Annotated in this window: 4 protein-coding genes; all 4 read left to right on the top strand. The window is 71.4% G+C overall.

Annotation, left to right across the window (positions count from 1 at the left end; genetic code table 11):
- Positions 1-732, top strand: a 732-nt coding sequence (locus VOI19_RS16415; protein WP_323794039.1) for a DnaJ C-terminal domain-containing protein, incomplete at its 5' end; no start/stop codon positions are given.
- Positions 732-1193 (top strand): heat shock protein transcriptional repressor HspR, encoded by a 462-nt coding sequence (locus tag VOI19_RS16420; RefSeq protein WP_323794040.1) that lies wholly within the window; start codon positions 732-734, stop codon positions 1191-1193. The genes VOI19_RS16415 and VOI19_RS16420, both read left to right, overlap by 1 nt.
- 156 nt (positions 1194-1349) lie before the next feature.
- Positions 1350-2666 carry a hypothetical protein gene (locus VOI19_RS16425; RefSeq protein WP_323794041.1) on the top strand — a complete coding sequence of 439 codons (1317 nt, stop codon included), beginning with the start codon at positions 1350-1352 and terminating at the stop codon, positions 2664-2666.
- Positions 2667-2670: 4 nt separating this feature from the next.
- The coding region (locus VOI19_RS16430) for an Abi-alpha family protein (protein ID WP_323794042.1) at positions 2671-3526 on the top strand (856 nt) is incomplete at its 3' end.

Consider the following 3526-nt stretch of genomic DNA (forward strand, 5'->3'; position numbering starts at 1 on the left):
TCCGCGACGATCGGCTTCACCGACGCCATCGACGGCGTCACCATCTCGTTGCGCCTGACCTCGGATGCGGCGTGCCCGGCGTGCTCCGGCACCGGCGGCAAGCCCGGCACCCGCCCCCACATCTGCGGCACCTGCGAGGGGGCCGGCTACGTCACCGCGAGCATGGGCGGCGCGTTCTCGATGAACGAGACGTGCCCGGCCTGCGCGGGTCGGCAGCTGGTCTACGACGAGCCCTGCCCGACCTGCCACGGCAGCGGTCGCGGCTCGTCGGCGCGCACGATCCAGGCCCGCATCCCGGCCGGGGTGAAGGACGGTCAGCGCATCCGTCTGCGCGGCAAGGGCGCCCCCGGCGAGGACGGCGGCCCGGCCGGTGACCTCTACGTGAGCGTCAAGGTCTCCGGGCACCGGCTCTTCGGCCGCAAGGACGACAACCTGACGATCGACGTCCCGGTCGGGTTCGACGAGCTCGCCCTCGGGGCGGAGATCAAGATCCCGACCCTGGGCGGTGCGCCGGTGACGCTGCGCGTCCCGTCCGGCACCCCCAACGGTCGCACCTTCCGGGTGCGCGGCAAGGGAGCGCCGAAGGCCGACGGCACCCGCGGCGACCTGCTCGCCACCGTCGAGGTGCACGTGCCCGCGGTGCTCGACGAGGCGGCGCGCAGTGCGGTCGAGGCCTACCGCGAGGCAACCGCGTCCCGCCCGCTGCGAGCGGCGCTCTTCGAGGAGGCGTGATGGACGGCGTGACCGGTGGCGGCGTCTCCGGCGGGGTGCCGTTCTCGCAGGGGCCCGCCCCCGAGGCAGCCGTCTACGTCATCAGCGTCGCCGCCGAGCTCACCGGGCTGCACCCGCAGACCCTGCGCACCTACGAGCGGCTCGGCCTCATCACCCCCGGTCGCACCGGTGGCGGCGGTCGCCGCTACTCGCTGCGCGACATCGAGCTGCTCCGCTCGATCGCCGAGCTGACGTCGTCCGGGATCGGCATCGAAGGGGTGCGCCGAATCCTCGAGATGGAGCACCGTGCGAGCGCGCTCGCTGCTCGCAACGCCGAGCTCCAGGCCGAGCTCGACGCCACCCGCGCAGCCCTGCGCCAGGCACTGGTGGCCCGCCGGGCCGAGTCCGGGCCCAACCGGTTGCCGGTGCTGCGCCCCTCGACTGCCGAGTCCTCGGTCGTGGTCTGGCGTCGCAACCGCTGAGACGCGCTCGTCCGCCGTCAGCGACGTCGAAGTGTCTGCGACATTGTGTCGCATCAAACAGTGCCAACGGTCTAGCCAGGCACTACGCTGCCCACGGGCGGCGCGAACGCCGTCCATGTTGCTGAGGCGTGCTGACGGGTGGCGAAGGGTGACGACGTGGACTGGTTGACCGACCTCCTGGTCGACTACGTGCGCGGACTCGACCTCGTCGCCTTCCTCACCATCCCGCTGTTCACCGGCGTGGTCGGCTGGGCCATCAACTGGTCCGGCCTGGTGATGCTCTTCGCCCCGCTCCGCTTCCACGGCATCAAGGTGCCCGGGATGCGCGAGCTCGCCACGGTGCTCCCGCGCAAGATCCAGGAGGTGCCGGGGCTCCTCCAGGGCGGCGTCGGCTGGCAGGGCATCATCCCCGCGCGTGCCGCCAAGATGGGGTCGATCGCGGTCGACAAGGCCATCGCCAAGCTGGGCACGCCGGGGGAGTTCTACCAGCAGCTCGAGCCGGAGAAGATCGCCGAGCACATCGTCGAGACCTTCCGCCCCGAGGTGCCGGACCTCGTCGACCGGGTGCTGAGCACCGAGCACCCGCGGCTGTGGAACGACCTGCCGCGGCCGGTGAAGGAGGCCGTCTACTCGCGGGTCCAGGCGCAGCTGCCGAGCGTCGTGGGCAAGGTGACCACCGAGATCGGCATCCACATCGACCAGCTGCTCGATCCCAAGATCATGGTGATCGACCACTTCCAGGAGAACCCCGAGCTGGTGGTGCGGATCTTCCGCGACTTCGGGCAGCGCGAGCTCGACCTGATGGTGCGCTTCGGCTTCGTCTTCGGGTTCCTGCTCGGCATCCCGGTCGCGATCATCGACAGCATCTTCCACCAGTGGTACCTGCTGCCCCTGCTCGGCGTCGTGGTCGGCTGGGTCACCAACTCCCTCGGGATGTGGCTGATCTTCGAGCCGCCGGAGCCGAAGCGGATCCTCGGGATCCCGGTGCAGGGGCTCTTCCCGAGGCGCCAGAGCGAGGCCGCGGAGGTCTACGCCAAGATCATCGCCGACGACGTGATCACCCTCGAGCGCATCGGGGACTTCCTCCTCGACGGCCCACGTGGCGACCGCACGCGTCAGATGCTCGCCACGGCGCTGCGCCCGGCCATCGACCAGGCCGCCGGTCCGGCTCGCGGGGCCCTGCGCGTCGCCATGGGATCGGCCCGCTTCGACACGATCCGCGACTCGGTCGCCAAGGAGGCGGTCGGCCGCACGTTGACGCCGTTCCGCGACCGCGAGTTCAGCGCCCAGCAGGCCGACAAGATCCGGGTCCTGGTCGCGCGGCGCACCAAGGAGCTGCCGCCCCAGGACTTCGTCGACATGATGCGGTCGGCGATCAAGGAGGACGAGTGGATGTTGTATGCCCACGGCGCGATCATGGGAGCCGCAGGAGGCTTCCTGCACCTCGCGATCTTCGGCGTCCAGGGAGGATGAGCACGTGGACGAGCACGAGACCCCCCGCAACGGCCAGCGGCGCCCGCCGGCCCTGATCGACCCCGCCGTCGTCGACTCCCTCCCGGGCCTGGCGCGGGTGGCCGCGCACGCCGCCTGGCACACGACCGAGTGGGGCGTGAAGACCTCCGCGAAGTCGTGGCTGCGAGCCGGACGTGCCCTCACCGACCGGCGGGAGGCCGCCGCCATCGCCCGCGAGGCAGGCGAGGCGGCTTCGGTCGTGAGTCGGTTGGCTCGCGACCTCTCCAGCGGCGTGCCGGTCGGCAGTGCGCTGCTCGCGGCCGGGCAGAGCCTCGGCGGGATCTCCGAGACGGACGACGACGAGGACGTCGTCGGCGCCCAGATCGTCAGCTCGCGGGTCTCCCCGCCGCCGACCCTGCGTGAGCTCGGTCAGGACCTGCTCGAGCGCTCCCGCGACGTGTGGAGCACCGAGCAGGGCCACCCGGCGTACGAGCGCATCCTCACCGAGCTGGCGCCCGACGAGGCGCGGGTGCTGGTGCTGCTGCTCACGGGTGGACCGCAACCCAGCGTCGACGTCCGCACCGGCGGTCCGGTCGGGATGGTCAGCTCGCAGCTGATCGCCCCTGGCCTGACGATGATCGGGCCCCGCGCCGGCTGCCGCTACGTCGACCACGTGCCGGCGTACCTCAACAACCTCAACCGGCTGGGGCTCGTCTGGTTCTCCCGCGAGAGCCTGCGCGACCCGATGGACTACCAGGTGCTCGAAGCGCAGCCCGACGTGCTGGCCGCGATGCACTCGGTCAAGTTCGCCAAGGTGGTGCGCCGCAGCATCCACCTGACGCCGTTCGGCGAGGACTTCGTCAAGTCGTGCCTGATCGAGG

It is taken from the genome of Nocardioides sp. (assembly GCF_034670285.1).
Classification (GTDB): domain Bacteria; phylum Actinomycetota; class Actinomycetes; order Propionibacteriales; family Nocardioidaceae; genus Nocardioides.